The organism is Pseudomonas sp. 01L34 (genome assembly GCF_056400265.1).
Genome location: NZ_JBFTSX010000003.1, coordinates 524926 through 540592 on the forward strand (window position 1 = coordinate 524926; position 15667 = coordinate 540592).

The following is a 15667-nucleotide window of genomic DNA, read 5'->3' on the forward strand; positions in this document are numbered from 1 at the left end:
TCCAGTAATTTTGTCGGAGCGGTCTTGGGGTTGGAGAAAGTTTGTAAGTTATATTCTTTCAAATCAAATGTGCAGGGAAACGTCCTGCAAGTTTGTAGGACTGCAAGAGTAAGACGATGGGGCGGGAGAGGAGATGTCGCGGCGTCAGAATGGCTGACGGAGAGCCTGTCGGCTCCCCGTCAAACCGGCGTACTCAGCTGTTTGGCAGCAGACGGCAGGTAATGCTCTTGATGTAGCGGGTTTCGGCAATGGCTGGGTGAACCGGGTGATCCGGGCCTTGTCCGCCGCGCTCCAGCATCTGGATGTTGCGGTCCAGGTGACGGGCGCTGGTCAGCAGGATGTTCTGCAAATCGTCTTCCGGCAGGTGCATCGAGCACGATGCGCTGACCAGGATGCCGTCCTTGCTGAGCAGGCGCATGGCTTGTTCGTTCAGGCGACGGTAGGCACCTTCACCGTTTTTCATGTCTTTCTTGCGTTTGATGAATGCAGGAGGGTCGGCCACGATGACGTCGAAACGTTCTTCGCTGGCTTTCAGCTCTTTGAGGGCTTCGAACACGTCGCCTTCAATGCAGGTCATTTTTTCGGCGAAACCGTTCAGTGCGGCGTTGCGCTCGACGCCGTCGAGGGCGAAGGCCGACGCATCGACGCAGAACACTTCACTGGCGCCGAAGGCGGCCGCTTGCACGCCCCAGCCGCCGATGTAGCTGTACAAGTCCAGCACGCGTTTGCCTTTGGCATAAGGTGCCAGACGCGCGCGGTTCATGCGGTGGTCATAGAACCAGCCGGTTTTCTGGCCCTGGATGACCGGCGCTTCGAACTTCACGCCGTTTTCTTCCAGCGCCACCCACTCCGGCACCAGGCCGAACACGGTTTCGACGTAACGGTTGAGGCCTTCGGCGTCACGGGCTGCGGAGTCGTTCTTGAACAGGATGCCGCTTGGCTTGAGCACTTGGGTCAGGGCCGCGATCACGTCATCTTTGTGAGCTTCCATGGTCGCCGAAGCGATCTGGACCACCAGGATGTCGCCGAAACGGTCGACCACCAGGCCTGGCAGCAGGTCGGAGTCGCCGTAGACCAGACGATAGAACGGCTTGTCGAACAGGCGGTCGCGCAGCGACAGGGCGACGTTCAGGCGATGCACCAGCAGCGATTTGTCCAGCGGCAACTTGATGTCGCGCGACAGCAGGCGGGCGCAGATCAGATTGTTCGGGCTCATGGCAACGATGCCCAGCGGCTTGCCGCCGGCGGCTTCGAGGATCGCCTGATCGCCAGCCTTGAAGCCGTGCAATGGGGTGGCGGCTACATCGATTTCGTTGCTGTAGACCCACAGGTGACCGTTGCGCAGGCGTCGGTCGGCGTTGGCTTTGAGGCGCAGGCTAGGCAGGGACATGACGTCGCTCCGGAAAAAAGAGCGGGAGTATAGCGTGTTGAGGGAGTGGCGGGTTTGACGGACGATGAAACGCGCATGGCGCCATCGCGGGCCCGCACACATATGGATTGAGTTTGACTGGCTGTCGGATCGATCTTTTTAAGGGTTAGAATCCCCGCCTGACCCGGAGTGCGTACTTATGTCCCAAGAGCTGTCTTCTGAACAGATTCAACAGTCCCTGCAAGGCATCAGTGTGCCGGCCCAGCCGCAGATCATGGTGGATCTGCAGATGGAGCAATATATGCCCGACCCGGACCTGGAGGTGATCGCCAAACTGATCTCCCAGGACCCAGGCCTTTCGGGCGCTTTGTTGAAAATCGTCAATTCGCCGTACTACGGCTTGAGTAACAAGATCACCGCGATCCAGCGTGCAGTAAACCTGTTGGGCAGTCGTTCGATCATCAACCTGATCAACGCGCAGTCGATCAAGGGCGAGCTGAACGACGAGACCATCGTCACCCTCAACCGTTTCTGGGACACGGCGCAGGACGTGGCGATGACCTGCCTGAGCCTGGCCAAGCGCGTCGGTGTCCAGGCTGGCGATGAAGCTTATGCGCTGGGCCTGTTCCACGATTGCGGCATTCCGCTGATGCTCAAGAAATTCCCCGATTACATGAAAGTGCTGGAGCAGGCCTATGCCAACGCCAGCGTCGAATGCCGCGTGGTGGATACCGAGAACAAGCACTACAACACCAACCACGCCGTGGTCGGGTATTACACCGCCAAGTCCTGGCGTCTGCCGGAACATGTCACCCAGGCCATTGCCAACCATCACAATGCCCTGGCCATTTTCAGCGATGAGTCGTGCCGCAATACGCCGCTGAAGAACCTGCTGGCAATCCTGAAGATGGCCGAGCACATTTGTGCTTCCTATCGGGTGCTGGGCAACCAGTCTGAAGACCACGAATGGAACAATGTCGGGCATCTGGTGCTCGATTACATCGGTCTATCGGAATACGATTTCGAAACCCAGAAACAAGAAATTCGCGACCTCGCCACACGTTGAGTGTCGAACCTCGCCTGATTCGAGAGCCCCATGCCAGAACTGCCGGAAGTCGAAACCACCCGCCGCGGAATTGCACCGCACCTGGAAGGCCAGCGCGTCAGCCGGGTGATCGTGCGTGAGCGCCGTCTGCGCTGGCCGATCCCCGAAGACCTGGATGTGCGGCTGTCGGGCCAGCGCATCGTGCTGGTGGAACGGCGGGCCAAGTATTTACTGATCAATGCCGAAGTCGGCACGTTGATCAGCCATTTGGGCATGTCGGGGAATCTGCGGCTGGTGGAAGCCGGCTTGCCGGCGGCCAAGCATGAGCATGTGGACATCGAGCTGGAATCGGGCCTGGCCCTGCGTTACACAGACCCGCGTCGGTTCGGGGCGATGCTCTGGAGTCTGGACCCGCTGAATCACGAACTGCTGGTTCGCCTGGGGCCGGAGCCGTTGACCGATCTGTTCGATGGCGAACGTCTGTTCCAGCTGTCCCGCGGGCGATCCATGGCGGTCAAGCCGTTCATCATGGACAACGCGGTGGTGGTTGGCGTCGGCAATATCTACGCGACCGAAGCGCTGTTTGCTGCCGGCATCGACCCGCGCCGCGAGGCCAAGAGCATTTCCCGGGGGCGTTATTTGAAGCTGGCGATCGAGATCAAGCGCATCCTGGCGCTCGCCATCGAACGGGGCGGCACCACGTTGCGGGACTTTATCGGCGGCGACGGCCAGCCGGGGTACTTCCAGCAGGAGCTGTTCGTATACGGCCGTGGCGGTGAACACTGCAAGGTCTGTGGCACGGGGCTGCGGGAAGTCAAACTCGGGCAGCGCGCCAGCGTCTTTTGTCCGCGCTGTCAGAGCTGATATCGGCTACGGTCTATAGTCAGTGTTCTCACTGCCTAGCCGAAGGACCGTGCCATGAATCTGTTTCGAACCCTTGTCGTCACGCTGCTGCTGAGCATCGCTGCGCCCACGCTGGCTACTGAGAACGGCAGCGGCGACCCGCGTTACACCATCCAGAATCCACCGGCCTACGCCATGCTTGGCGATCTGCTGATTGCCCGACCGTTGCTGGTGGTGGCGACAGTGATCGGTGCTGGGGCGTTTGTGGTGTCGCTGCCATTTACCGCGTTGGGCGGCGGCATTGGCGATGCAGGGCAGGCGCTGGTGGTCGACCCGGCGAAAGCGGCGTTTGTGCGGTGTCTGGGGTGCGTCGGGGAAGGGTTTGAGCAGCGGGAGTGAGGCATAAAAAAGATCGTCCGAAGGTTCGGGCCGCCTTCGGACGATCTTTCCAGGCTTTCAAGCCTTACCGGTAATCTTCCGGTACTTCTCCATCAACTGTTCTTCAGTTTCCGGATGGGCCTCGTCCAGTGGAATGCAATCCACAGGGCAGACCTGCTGGCACTGCGGTTCGTCGTAGTGGCCGACACATTGCGTGCACAGGTTCGGGTCGATCACGTAGATCTCTTCGCCCTGGGAAATAGCGGCGTTCGGGCACTCGGGTTCGCAGACGTCGCAGTTGATGCAATCGTCGGTGATGATCAGGGACATGCTAACTCCAGCCGGGGCGGCAGGCCCTGGCGCAATAAACCAATGCGCACAATTGTGCCGCATTGGCGCCCGCAGTGCACGCGGGCGCGATCAAGTGCAGCAGATCGCAGCCTTCGGCAGCGCCTACTTTTTGAAGCGTTCGGTGAGGGCATCGGCCACCACCGGGTGGACGAACTTGGTGATATCGCCGCCCAGGGCCGCGATTTCACGGACCAGTGTCGAGGAAATGAACGAATAACGCTCGGACGGGGTAAGAAACAGGCTTTCCACATCCGGTGCCAGTTGGCGGTTCATATTGGCCAGCTGGAATTCATATTCGAAGTCCGACACCGCGCGCAAACCACGCAGGAACACATTGGCGTTCTGCTCTTTGGCGAAATGCGCGAGCAGCGTCGAGAAGCCGACGACTTCAACGTTCGGCAAATGTTTGGTGACCTCGCGGGCCAGCTCCACACGTTGTTCCAAGGGAAACAGCGGGTTTTTCTTCGGGCTGGCGGCGACGGCGATGATCACGTGATCGAACAGGCGCGAGGCGCGTTCGACCAGATCGCCATGGCCCTTGGTAATAGGGTCGAAGGTACCTGGGTACAACACTCGGTTCATCGCGTCGTCCTGGCGGGAGTCCGTTGGGGAGTCGGATGGTATCGCAGCCTTCCCGGTCGGCCAAGTCGCCTGTTGGGTAAGAAAGCACTATAGACGATGGGAATATTCCTCGTTTTCATGGGTTTTTCAAACGCTGGGCCAGTGAATTCGCCAGTTGTGCCGTCAGTCCGTAGACCGACAATTGTGGGTTTGCACCAATGCTGGTGGGGAATAGCGAGCCGTCGTGAATCGATAGATTGTGCAGTTGGTGATGTCGGCCGAGGCTATCGGTCACGGCGTTTTTCGGGTCTTCACCCATGGCACAACCGCCCATTACATGAGCACTGCCCAGGCGCGTGCGATACAGCTCAAGGCTCAATCCATCGATCAAGGCACGCGCTTCGGTGAGGGTTCTGACGTAACGGGCGTCGGCATGCATCGGCATCACGGCGTTGGCGCCACCGGCGAACTGGATCTCGGCCATGCTATGGAACGCCCGACGCAACCCGTCCCAGGCATACGATGAAACCTGATAGTCGAGCACCGGCGTGCCGTCACTGCGCAATTCGACATTGCCGCCGGGGCTGTCCGGGTGAAAACCGTCTCGCAGCAACGCCAGCATGGCGTGGGTATGTGGCAGATTCTCCATGTGCCGGGCGTTTTCCGTGCCGAAGCCACCGAGCAGGGTAGTGGCCAGCGCCGGGTGCAGCGGTGGGACCTCCAATTTGTAGGACATCTTGCCGGTGATGCCGTCCTGCCACTGGAAATGGTCGGAATAAATCGACTGCGGCGCGCCGTAGAACGGGTTGATTACCTCGTCGAACAGCCCGGCGGACATGTTGACCAAATGCAGGAACGTCCGTTTTCCCAGTCGCTCATGGGGATCCGGCGCCTCTGAACGTAATAGCAGCGCCGGGCTGTTGATCCCGCCGCCGGCCAGCACGTAATGCCGTGCCTTGACCGTGATTGTGCGTCCGGTAGAGGCAACGCAACGCTCATCCATCGCCACACAGTGCAGACCCGTGACCCTGTCATCCTTGATCGACAGCTTTTCAGCGCGAGCCAGATAGAGCAGCTCGCCACCTTTTTCCAGGGTCGCCGGGATGGTCGTGACCAGCATCGATTGTTTGGCGTTGGTCGGGCAACCCATGCCGCAGTAGCCGATGTTCCAGCAGCCGCGCACGTTGCGCGGGATCACATGCCAGGCGTAGCCGAGTTTTTCGCAGCCTTTGCGGATGACGTCGTTGTTGGCGTTGGGCGGCACTAGCCACGGGGCGACGCCCAGGCGTTGTTCCATTTTCTCGAACCAGGGCGCCATCTCGGCCGGTGCGTGGCCTACGACGTCATGTTCTTTGGCCCAGTGTTCGAGCGTCTGATCCGGGGTGCGAAAGCTCGAAGTCCAGTTGATCAGCGTGGTACCGCCCACCGCCCGGCCCTGGAGGATGGTGATCGCACCGTCCTTGCTCATGCGCCCGATGCCTTCCTGATAGAGGCTGGTGTAGGCCTGATCTTCGAGCATCTTGAAGTCGCTGCTGGTCTTGAGTGGGCCTTCTTCGATGAGCAAGACCTTGTAGCCTGCGGCGCTGAGGATTTCGGCGGTGGTTCCGCCGCCGGCACCGCTGCCGATGATCGCCACATCCGCTTCGAGGGTCAGGTCCTGGGGCAATTGCGAACCGTTATAGGTTTTCCAGCCACGGGCCAGGCCTTCGCGAAACGGATCGGGTACGGGCATGTTCGGGGTCTCTTGTTGTTATGTTTTGGGTGCGATGGTGAGGCGGCTTGCCCGCGAAAGGGACGCCACGGTTTCAGACCGTAGGCGGCCCCGGATACCCACAATGCACCCAAGATTCCGCTCGGCTGTACCACGCCATCATCACTATTTGCAGCAACGAGCTATGGCCCATGCGCAGCAAGCTCAGCGAGCTGTTTTCCCAGCGATCGAGAAAGTGCCGGATATCCTCGCCGCTGGCGTTTTCCCAGCTGCCCCAGATCCCGGTCAGTGGGCCGCGGGTGACGCTCATCCCCAGCACATCGAACAATTGCCGGGTCAGCTTGAGCATTTCCGCAGACAGGTGATCGAGGCTGTAATCCAGGCTCTTGAGGGTGCCTTCGACGGCGGCCGGCATTTTCTCGACGATCACGGCACCGTCGAGCATTACCGGGATCAGTGCCCGCAGAAACAACAGGTCACCGCTGCGCAGAGTCGCGAAACCGCTGGCCGCCGTGCTCGACGAGCAGCCGCTGAGGCTCGCGCCTAATCCTGCCGTGGCCAGAAAAGCGCTGGCGCCCAGGCTGAATTTAAGCAGGCCGCGCCGTGACAGCGCGGGTGTGTCGGACAGGCTTGGGCTCATTATTGTTATTACCCGGCGGTGTTGATCGTTAGCGAATAAACAGCTTCTGGATCAGTTTCTGAATGGCTTTGCCATACGGTGGATAGATCAGCTTCGCCGCGTTGAAGCGCTGTTTGATCAGCACACCCTTGGCCTTGCTGAAGGTCAGAAAACCTTCGTGGCCGTGGTAGTGGCCCATGCCCGAGGCACCGATGCCGCCGAACGGCATGTCGTCCTGGGCAACGTGCAGCAAGGTGTCATTGAGGCATACGCCGCCGGAATGGGTTTCGTGGAGAACGCGGTTTTGCTCGCGCTTGTCGTAGCCGAAGTAATACAGCGCCAGCGGACGAGGCCGTTGGTTGATGTAGGCAAATGCTTCATCGAGATCCTTGTAGGGGACGATCGGCAACAGCGGGCCGAAAATTTCGTCCTGCATCACCGTCATGTCGTCGCTGACGTTGAGCAGCAGGCTATGACCCATGCGTCGGCCCTGGCCCTGATCGAACAGCGGAATCAGCAGCGCGCCCTTGCTGGTAGCGTCGCTGAGGTAACCGTTGAGCCGCGCCAGTTGTCGGTCATTGATGATGGCGGTGTAGTCCGGATTGTCGGCCAGGGTCGGATAAAACCCGCGAATTGCCTGGCGATAGGCTTCGACGAAGGAGCCGACGCGGTCTTCCGGCACCAGCACGTAGTCCGGGGCGACACAGGTTTGCCCGGCGTTGAGGGTCTTGCCGAAAGCGATGCGTTCGGCGGCATCCTTGAGCGGCACATCGCGGGAAACGATGGCCGGGGACTTGCCGCCCAGTTCGAGGGTCACTGGAGTCAGGTTCTCGGCGGCGGCGCGCATCACGTGTTTGCCGATGCTGGTGGCGCCGGTGAACAGCAGGTGATCGAAGCGCAACCGGGAGAACGCCACGCCGATGTCGGCCTCGCCGAGCACCACGCAAACCAGGTCTTGAGGGAATATCCGCCCCAGCAATTCCTTGAGCAGCAAACCGGTGGCGGGGGTCGATTCGCTGAGTTTGAGCATCACCCGGTTACCCGCCGACAGCGCCCCCACCAGTGGCCCGATGGCCAGATACAGCGGGTAGTTCCACGGCACGATCACCCCGACTACGCCCAGCGGTTGATAAACGACTTTGGCCGAGGCGGGTTGAAAGGCGATGCCGACTTTACGCCGCGAGGCCTTCATCCAGCCTTTGAGGTGTTGGCTGGCGTAGTGAATACCATGCAGACTGGGCATCAATTCGGCGAGCAAGGTTTCGTCGGCGCTGCGGTGGCTGAAATCCTGGCTGATGGCGTCGATCAAGGCCTGGCGCTCATTGCTCAACAGGTCCCGCAATACCTTTAGCCATTGCTGGCGCTGAGCCGCGGGTGGCATCGGGTTGCCTGCATACGCGGCGCGTTGAGCATCGAACAGGGTTTGGAGCTCGTCCAGAGGCTGCTGCAAGTTCTTCAGGTAGGCGATGTCAGCAGGCATGGTCGGCTCCGGATTTATTGTAATGAGGGGGTTTTTAGAGTCCACGCTCTAAAAAGTCAAATGACATCCTGACGCAGCTTTGTTTTATCCACCCACGGATAGGTCGTAAGATGCCCGTCACCGCACTCTGAATTAAAGCTCAAGCCATGGCCCCTCGGATCAAAACCAGCGAGCGCATCGTGCAGAACAGCCTGGAGCTGTTCAATCAGCAGGGCGAGCGCAGCATCAGCACCAACCACATTGCTGCCCACATGGAGATTTCTCCGGGCAACCTGTACTACCACTTCCCCAACAAGCAGGCGATCATCGCTGTGCTGTTCAGTGAGTACGAAAGCCTGGTGGACAGCTTCCTGCGCCCACCCCAGGGCCGCGCCGCGACGGTCGAAGACAAGCGCTTCTACCTCAAGGAATTGCTCGCCGCCATGTGGCGCTACCGGTTTTTGCATCGCGACCTCGAGCACTTGCTAGACAGCGATCCCGAGCTGGCCGCCCGTTACCGGCGCTTTTCCCAGCGCTGCCTGATCCAGGGCACCGCCATTTACGAAGGGTTCGTCGCCGCTGGCATCCTGAACATGGATAAGGTTCAGATCGAGTCCCTGACGCTGAACGCCTGGATCATCCTCACGTCGTGGGTGCGGTTTCTGTGCACCACGCGGGAAAACTCCAACCACTTGAGCGAACAGGCTATTAAGCGCGGCGTGTATCAGGTGTTGGTGCTTGAGGCCGGGTTCGTCACCGATCAATCGCGCGACGCGGTAAATGCGCTGTTCGACGAATTTTACGTGCCACTGGCCCAGGCGCTGGAAGAAGTGCATTAGGATTCAAGATCGACAACATCACAGGAGCCCGTTATGCCCATTGCGCAACTGATCAGCCCGCAAGCGTTGGACCTGAAAAAGGAGACCCCGGGGCTGGTGATTCTGGATTGTCGTTTTGCCCTCGAAGACCCGGATTATGGTCAGCGCAGTTATGCCGAAGGGCATATTGCCGGGTCGAGTTTTGCCGATCTCGAGCGTGATCTGAGCGGGGCGGTGGTCAAGGGGGTTACCGGGCGTCATCCGTTGCCTGAACCCGAAAAGCTGATCGAGCGCCTGCAAGCCTGGGGCATCAATGCCGACAGCGAAGTGGTTTTGTACGATGACGGTCCTGGCGCCTACGCGGCGCGGGCCTGGTGGTTGCTGGCCTGGCTGGGCAAGCGCGACGGTGTGTTCATTCTCGATGGCGGGCTGAAAGCCTGGCATGCCGCCGGATTACCCCTGAGTCTTGATCCGCCGTCGATCAATCGCGGCACCTTCACCGGGACGCCGGATGCTTCGCTGGTGCTCAGCGCCAAACAGCTCCAGAAACGTCTCGGCCAGCCCGCGTTGACCTTGCTCGACGCCCGCGCCCTGCCGCGCTTCAAGGGCGAAGTGGAACCGATCGATCCGATTGCCGGGCACATCCCCGGCGCACAATGCGCAGCGTTCACCGAAAACCTGGGCAGCGACGGACGTTTTCTGCCCGCCGATCAGCTCAAGCAGCGGTTTGCCGCGAAGCTCGGTGATCGTTCGCCGACGGAGCTGGTCGCGTATTGCGGTTCCGGCGTGACGGCCTGCCACAACCTGTTCGCCCTGTGCCTGGCGGGTTATCCGTTGGGGGCGTTGTATGCCGGTTCGTGGAGCGAGTGGATCAACGACCCCGCGCGAGGCGTCGCCACCGGCGAGTAAGCGCAGAGCCAATGTGGGGGCTGGCTGGCTCTCACATTTGGATCTTTGGTGTCATCAACCGGGTAACTGCCGCGCGCTGCGATACGCCCCCGGTCCAACGCCATAAACCTGCTTGAATTGCCGGCTCAGATGGCTCTGGTCGGCAAAACCCAGTTGCGTCGCGACTTCCAGCGGCAGGCAGCCGTCCTGTAACAACGCCCGTGCCCGAGCGATACGCTGCTGCATCAGCCAAGAGTGCGGCGGCATGCCGGTGGCGCGGCGGAACACCCGGGCGAAGTGGAAGGGGGACAGGTTCACCGTCGCCGCCAGTTCTTCCAGCGAGGGCGGCGCCGCCAATTGCGATTGCAGCCGTTCTTTGGCCAAGGTCACCGCGCGGTGTTCCTTGCCGGGTTTGCCGACGATCGGGACGGCTGCGTGGCGTTGCAACAGCGACAACATCATTTCCCGCCAGACCGTTTGCTGCTGCAGGGCCGTGGACGGACTTTCCAGCAGTCGATGCAGTTGGCAGAACCCCCTCACCAGATCCGGGTCGCGGTACAGCGTGGCGCCAAACACCGGCAAGGTGTCGCTCGGCAGTTCAAGCTCTTCCAGCAGCGAGAGAATTTGCCCGCTGTCGGGATAAAACGCCCGGTACAACCAACCGTCTTCCGTACCTTTGTGGCCGGTGTGCAGTTCGTCCGGATTGATCAGCACCAGCGTGCCGCTGCCCGCCAGATGCTCGGCACCGCGATAGCGATAACGCTGGGCGCCGGCCATGATCATGCCGATCACATAGCCGTCATGCACATGCGGGGCGAAACGGTGTTCAATGTAGCGCGCAGACAACAACTCGACCCCGGCCAGCGGTGCCGTTTGCCAGAAGTGGATCGACTCGCCCTGATCGACTTCCACTGTTTACTTGCGCCCTGTGGCGGCCAGCCATTGGGGAATGCGCCGTTCAAGGTAGTAACCCGGTTGCCTGAACGAGCCCTCGACGAAACCGACATGCCCGCCCTTGGCCTGCAGCTCGAATTGAGTGCTGGCGGACAATTCGTCGGCTTGCGGCAGGCTATGCGGAAACACAAACGGATCGTCAGCCGCCTGGATAATCAGGGTCGGCGTGCGAATCTCTCCAAGGAAATAACGACTCGAAGCGCGACGATAGTAATCCGCGGCATCGGCGAAACCATTGAGCGGTGCGGTGACCCGGCCGTCGAAATCCCAGAAGGTACGCAAGTTCTCCAAAGAGCCCAGCGCCTCCAATGCCGCCAGGCCATCCTCATGTCCCTCGTGCTGGAATCTGCGTTGCTTGTTCTTGATGTAGGCGACCATCTCTCGCATGAAATGCGCTTGGTAGAACTGGGAAAAACCCTGGCTGATACGATCGGCACAGTGATCGAGGCGAAACGGCACCGACACTGCCACCGCACCGAGTACACCGCTGTTGCTGCCGGTTTCACCCAGATGCTTGAGCAACACGTTACCGCCCATGGAATAACCGACCGCATACAGCGGCGCGAGGGGGCGTTGGGTGCGCAGGTGCCTGATGGTTTCGGCCAAGTCTTCACTGGCCCCGGAATGGTAGCTGCGCGGCAACAGATTGGGCTCGCCGGAGCAGCCTCGCCAGTTCAACGCGACGCTGGCCCAACCCTGGGCACCCAACGCTTTCTGCATGCCGGCCACATAAGGCGAATTCGACGAGCCGGTCAGGCCGTGCAATACCAGCACCAACGGTGCATTCGCGCTGTGTGGGCCGTGCCAGTCCAGGTCAAGGAAATCGCCATCTTCAAGCCACAATCGCTCGCGCTCACGCTCGATATGTGTGGTTTTGCGCCATAGCGGTCCCCACAAGGTTTGTAAGTGCGGATTACCCAGGCCGTAGGCGGGCGTGAAGGCAGGGGTGAAACGTTCTGGCAGATGGGACACGATTGCTCTCGATGCTGCGGCGCGTACCCGCAGCGTTAGCTGACTGAGCTTCGCACCGTTTTCTCAGGCCGGACTAGCCGGCGATCCCTGCCATACGTTGCCACAACGCGTAGTACACACGTCCCGATTTTTGCTCCCGATGCAGGCGCCAATTTTCTGGCAAACCCAATATCGACGGTGCGCTTTCGCTTTCAGTGTAGACCCACGCATCGTCGGCCAGCCAATGACGTTCTTCGAGCAGAGTGCAAACCACAGGCAACAGATTCTGATTGAACGGCGGGTCGAGGAATACCAGGTCGAACGCCGTGGCCGGTTGGGTTTCCAGATAGCGCAGGGCGTCGGCAGTCTGTACCTGGCCGTTGGTGCAGCGCAGGGTGCCCAGATGTTCTTTCAGGCTGGACACCGCGATGTTGCTGGCGTCCAGCGCCTGGCCCATGGCCGCGCCACGGGACAAGGCTTCCAGGAACAGCGCGCCGCTGCCGGCAAACGGATCGAGCACCTTGGCCCCGGCGACGTAAGGCGCGAGCCAGTTGAACAGGGTTTCCCGCACCCGGTCCGGCGTCGGGCGCAGGCCTGGGGCATCCGGGAAGCTCAGCTTTCGGCTGCGCCATTCGCCACCGATGATGCGCAGTTGGTTCACACCGTTATGCACGTTGTGGACAGGTTTTTTTGGGCGAGTGGCCATTAATGCTCCGGAACCCCGAGCGGCTGCTCGGCAGGTTTGTCAGTAGGGGCCGGCAACGGCTTTTGTGGCACGGTCGGGCCAGCGCTGACGATGACCAGTTTATCCGTGCTCAGGTGTTTGTTCAGTGCGGCTTTGACTTGCTCGACGGTCAGGCTCTGGGACTGTTGCATGAAGTCTTCCAGGTAGCTCAGCGGCAAGTTGTAAAAGCCCATGGCGCCGAGCTGACCGACGATATCGGCGTTGCTGGCGGTGGACAGCGGGAAGCTGCCGGCCAGTTCACGCTTGGCGTCGTCGAGTTCTTTCTCGGTGGGGCCGGTCTTAAGGTAGTCGGCGAGCACATCCTGCACCAGTTTCAGGGTGCCTTCGCTCATTTCGGCGCGGGTTTGCAGGTTGATCATGAACGGGCCGCGAGCCTGCATCGGGCTGAAACCCGAATACACGCCATACGACAAGCCACGCTTCTCGCGCACTTCGCTCATCAGCCGGGTGCCGAAACCGCCGCCGCCAAGAATCTGGTTGCCCATGGACAGCGCTGCGTAATCCGGATCGTCACGGTCGATACCCAGTTGCGCGATCATCAGGTTGGTCTGTTTGGACGGAAACTCGATGTGGCCGATGCTGGGCTTGGGGTCGGTCGGTTGTTCGATTTTCGCCAGGGCCGGGCCTTTGGGCAGGTCGGCGGACACTTGTGCGGCAACTGCCTCTGCCTCGGCGCGCGACAGGTCGCCTACCAGCGCAATCACCACGTTGCCGGCGGCGTAGGCTTTCTGATGGAAGGCTCGCAACTGCGCCAGGGTAATCGGGGGAATACTCTTGGCTGTGCCGTCGCTGGAGTGTGCGTACGGATGATCGCCGTACAAACGGTTCATCAGCTCCAGGCTGGCGAGTTTGCCGGGGTTCTGTTTCTGGTATTCGAAGCCGGCGAGCATCTGGTTCTTGATGCGCGCAAACGAGTCGGCGGGGAAGGTCGGCTTGCCGACGACTTCAGCGAACAGCTTCAAGGCAGGCTCGCGTTTGTCCACGGCACTGAGGCTGCGCAGGGAGGCAAGCGCCATGTCCTTGTACGCGCCGTTGCTGAAGTCGGCGCCCAATCCTTCGAAGCCCTGAGCGATGGCGCCGACATCTTTGCCGGCCACACCTTCGTTGAGCATGGCGTTGGTCAGCAATGCCAGGCCGGGTGCATCACCGTCCTGGCTGCTGCCGGCGGCGAAGATCAGGCGCATGTCGAACATCGGCAGTTCACGGGCTTCAACGAACAATACCTTGGCGCCTTCGGCGGTATTCCAGGTCTGCACGTTCAGCGAGCGATGGCTTGGGGCCTTGCCGTCGAGTTCGGCCAGCGATTGCAGCTTTTGGCTGGACTTGGCCTTGTCGAGGGCTTCGCTGGCGTTGGACTCGTCGGGTTTTGACAGATAGAAGGCGCCAGACCCGATCAGTGCAACAGCGATCAGGCCGATCAGGGCCAGACGCGACTTTTTACGCTCACTCATGAGTCGTCTCCTGTGGCAGTACATGGGCGACGCTGAGACGTTCGCGGGTGAAATACAGCTTGGCGGCCTTTTGGATATCTTGCGGGGTCACGCTTTCCAGGTCGGCGAGTTCGGTGTCCATCAGTTTCCAGGACAGGCCGACGGTTTCCAACTGACCGATGGCGGTGGCCTGGCTGGTGATCGAGTCACGCTCAAAAACCAGGCCGGCAATGACCTGCGCTCGTACCCGCTCCAGTTCTTCAGCGGATGGCGCGGTGGTTTTCAGTTGTTCGAGCAGTTTCCACAGGCCGGCTTCGGCCTGGGCCATGGTTTTATTTTTCTGGGTGTTCGGCGAAGCCGACAAGGTGAACAGGCTGTCGCCACGGGTATAGGCGTCGTAGCTCGACGACCCGCCGGACACCAGCTCTTCGCCGCGTTCCAGTTGCGTCGGGATGCGGCCGCTGTAGCCGCCGTCAAGCAGGGCGGAAATCAAGCGCAGGGCGTTCACCGAGCGTTTGTCTTCGGCGGTGGCAATGCTCGGCACGTTGAAGGCCAGCATCAGGCTCGGCAATTGGGTCTGCACATGCAGGGTGATCTTGCGTTCGCCGGGCTCAGCCAGCTCCAGCGGGATTTTCGCCGGTGGCACGTCGCGCTTGGCGATCGGGCCGAAGTAACGCTGGGCCAGGGTTTTGACTTCGTCCGGGGTCACATCGCCGACCACCACCAGAGTGGCGTTGTTCGGCACATACCAGGACTGGTACCAATGGCGCAGTTCTTCGACTTTCATGCGGTCGAGGTCGGCCATCCAGCCGATGGTCGGCGTGTGGTAACCGCTGGCGGGGTAGGCCATGGCCATGAAACGTTCGTAGGCCTTGGACATCGGCTTGTCGTCGGTGCGCAGGCGACGCTCTTCTTTGATCACCTCGATTTCGCGGGTGAACTCGTCGGCCGGCAGGCGCAGGTTGGCCATGCGGTCGGCTTCCAGTTCGAAGGCCACGCCCAGACGGTCGCGGGCCAGCACCTGGTAATACGCGGTGAAGTCGTCGCTGGTGAAGGCGTTCTCCTCGGCGCCGAGGTCACGCAGGATCAGCGAGGCTTCGCCGGGGCCGACTTTCTCGCTGCCCTTGAACATCATGTGTTCCAGTGCGTGGGACAACCCGGTCTGGCCCGGGGTCTCGTAGCTGGAGCCGACCTTGTACCAGATCTGGGAAACGACGACCGGCGCACGATGGTCTTCGCGCACGACAACCTTCAGGCCGTTGTCGAGGGTGAATTCGTGGGTCGGTTGTGGATCGGCAGCCAGGGCCGAGAGGGGCAGACAAACTGTGCTGAGCAGCAGGCCTGCAGCGCGGCGGGCTAGAGCATTCATTCGTTTTTAAACCTGTTGGGCTGCCCGCTTGGTCTTAGCGTCGGCGGGCGAGAGGGTGCTAGGATACTGATCCGTTTTACTGGCGGCCACGCCTATCAAGCCTTTGATCGGCTTGCAGGTTGTATGGGTTACCGGCAGAAGCTTTGAGTTTGTCAGCTAAACTCTGCGTTTTCGCC

The 15667-nt window shown here is 60.7% G+C and carries 16 protein-coding genes; 5 read left to right on the plus strand and 11 right to left on the minus strand.

From position 1 onward, the window contains the following. Positions 1-193: 193 nt before the first annotated feature. Positions 194-1390 (minus strand): class I SAM-dependent rRNA methyltransferase, encoded by a 1197-nt coding sequence (locus AC1DQM_RS10975; RefSeq protein WP_017341306.1) that lies wholly within the window; start codon positions 1388-1390, stop codon positions 194-196. A 232-nt stretch (positions 1391-1622) separates the two neighbouring features. Between AC1DQM_RS10975 and AC1DQM_RS10980 the strand changes: the two genes are divergently transcribed. From AC1DQM_RS10980 to AC1DQM_RS10990, 3 genes are read left to right on the plus strand one after another with little or no spacing between them, the layout of a single operon-like run. Beyond that, the gene (locus AC1DQM_RS10980) at positions 1623-2435 is read left to right on the plus strand and encodes an HDOD domain-containing protein (RefSeq protein WP_177343118.1); all 813 of its coding nucleotides are present in this window, start codon (positions 1623-1625) and stop codon (positions 2433-2435) included. Between the two features lie 30 nt (positions 2436-2465). After that, positions 2466-3278: a bifunctional DNA-formamidopyrimidine glycosylase/DNA-(apurinic or apyrimidinic site) lyase gene (mutM, locus tag AC1DQM_RS10985; protein WP_018928680.1), complete on the plus strand. Its 813-nt coding sequence runs from the start codon at positions 2466-2468 to the stop codon at positions 3276-3278. Positions 3279-3332: 54 nt separating this feature from the next. Beyond that, positions 3333-3656, plus strand: coding sequence for a hypothetical protein (locus tag AC1DQM_RS10990; protein ID WP_064620976.1), 324 nt, complete (start codon positions 3333-3335; stop codon positions 3654-3656). Positions 3657-3713: 57 nt separating this feature from the next. Here AC1DQM_RS10990 and AC1DQM_RS10995 read toward each other — a convergent pair whose 3' ends face one another. From AC1DQM_RS10995 to AC1DQM_RS11015, 5 genes are all read right to left on the minus strand, one after another. Further along, positions 3714-3965, minus strand: a complete 252-nt coding sequence (locus tag AC1DQM_RS10995; RefSeq protein WP_003195146.1) for a YfhL family 4Fe-4S dicluster ferredoxin — start codon at positions 3963-3965, stop codon at positions 3714-3716. A gap of 123 nt (positions 3966-4088) precedes the next feature. Continuing rightward, positions 4089-4568, minus strand: a complete 480-nt coding sequence (gene coaD, locus AC1DQM_RS11000) for a pantetheine-phosphate adenylyltransferase (RefSeq protein ID WP_007939322.1) — start codon at positions 4566-4568, stop codon at positions 4089-4091. 115 nt (positions 4569-4683) lie between these two features. Further along, complete coding sequence (locus tag AC1DQM_RS11005) at positions 4684-6279, minus strand: GMC family oxidoreductase (RefSeq protein ID WP_477746166.1); 1596 nt, start codon at positions 6277-6279, stop codon at positions 4684-4686. A gap of 73 nt (positions 6280-6352) precedes the next feature. Next, the gene (locus tag AC1DQM_RS11010) at positions 6353-6898 is read right to left on the minus strand and encodes a twin-arginine translocation pathway signal protein (protein ID WP_477746167.1); all 546 of its coding nucleotides are present in this window, start codon (positions 6896-6898) and stop codon (positions 6353-6355) included. A 28-nt stretch (positions 6899-6926) separates the two neighbouring features. After that, positions 6927-8357 carry a coniferyl aldehyde dehydrogenase gene (locus AC1DQM_RS11015; protein WP_477746168.1) on the minus strand — a complete coding sequence of 477 codons (1431 nt, stop codon included), beginning with the start codon at positions 8355-8357 and terminating at the stop codon, positions 6927-6929. Positions 8358-8503: 146 nt separating this feature from the next. Between AC1DQM_RS11015 and AC1DQM_RS11020 the strand changes: the two genes are divergently transcribed. Beyond that, the gene (locus tag AC1DQM_RS11020; protein WP_018928685.1) at positions 8504-9175 is read left to right on the plus strand and encodes a TetR/AcrR family transcriptional regulator; all 672 of its coding nucleotides are present in this window, start codon (positions 8504-8506) and stop codon (positions 9173-9175) included. Positions 9176-9208: 33 nt separating this feature from the next. Then, complete coding sequence (locus AC1DQM_RS11025; RefSeq protein ID WP_086944402.1) at positions 9209-10063, plus strand: sulfurtransferase; 855 nt, start codon at positions 9209-9211, stop codon at positions 10061-10063. Between the two features lie 54 nt (positions 10064-10117). On the opposite strand, the gene AC1DQM_RS11030 is transcribed toward AC1DQM_RS11025, so the two are convergent. The 5 genes from AC1DQM_RS11030 to AC1DQM_RS11050 form a co-directional block, all read right to left on the minus strand. Then, positions 10118-10954: an AraC family transcriptional regulator gene (locus tag AC1DQM_RS11030; protein ID WP_064620962.1), complete on the minus strand. Its 837-nt coding sequence runs from the start codon at positions 10952-10954 to the stop codon at positions 10118-10120. Between the two features lie 3 nt (positions 10955-10957). Continuing rightward, complete coding sequence (locus AC1DQM_RS11035; RefSeq protein ID WP_018928688.1) at positions 10958-11968, minus strand: hydrolase; 1011 nt, start codon at positions 11966-11968, stop codon at positions 10958-10960. A gap of 73 nt (positions 11969-12041) precedes the next feature. Further along, positions 12042-12653: a 16S rRNA (guanine(966)-N(2))-methyltransferase RsmD gene (gene rsmD / locus AC1DQM_RS11040; protein WP_018928689.1), complete on the minus strand. Its 612-nt coding sequence runs from the start codon at positions 12651-12653 to the stop codon at positions 12042-12044. Beyond that, positions 12653-14143 (minus strand): M16 family metallopeptidase, encoded by a 1491-nt coding sequence (locus tag AC1DQM_RS11045; protein WP_477746169.1) that lies wholly within the window; start codon positions 14141-14143, stop codon positions 12653-12655. Before AC1DQM_RS11045 ends, rsmD begins: the two co-directional genes overlap by 1 nt. Beyond that, positions 14136-15491, minus strand: coding sequence for a M16 family metallopeptidase (locus tag AC1DQM_RS11050; RefSeq protein WP_018928691.1), 1356 nt, complete (start codon positions 15489-15491; stop codon positions 14136-14138). Before AC1DQM_RS11050 ends, AC1DQM_RS11045 begins: the two co-directional genes overlap by 8 nt. Positions 15492-15667 lie beyond the last annotated feature (176 nt).